The following is a 237-nucleotide window of genomic DNA, read 5'->3' as shown; positions in this document are numbered from 1 at the left end:
GGCGGTGTCCTCCGTGACAGGCCGCCCGGTCGGGCTAGGGCAGTGGTCGGACCCGGAGTACTGGGTGGACCAGGTCCGCAAGCCCGTCCGCTTCGCCGACGCCCTCGCGGCCCTCGACGGCGTCACCAGGTTCGTCGAACTCGGCCCGGACGCGGTCCTGTCCGCGCTCGTCCAGCAGCCCGACGCCGCCACGGCGCCGCTGCTGCGCCGCGACCGCGACGAAGTCACCACCGTGCT

Annotated in this window: 1 protein-coding gene; it reads left to right on the top strand. The window is 74.7% G+C overall.

Annotated elements, in window-relative coordinates; translation table 11 throughout:
* Window positions 1-13: 13 nt before the first annotated feature.
* Window positions 14-237 (top strand): hypothetical protein (locus tag PUR61_RS00040; protein WP_329874305.1); only part of this gene is annotated, 224 nt, incomplete at its 3' end.

Origin of the sequence: Streptomyces sp. BE20 (genome assembly GCF_036322525.1) — a bacterium.
GTDB lineage: Bacteria > Actinomycetota > Actinomycetes > Streptomycetales > Streptomycetaceae > Kitasatospora.
This window is presented reverse-complemented; position numbering and strand designations above follow the sequence as displayed.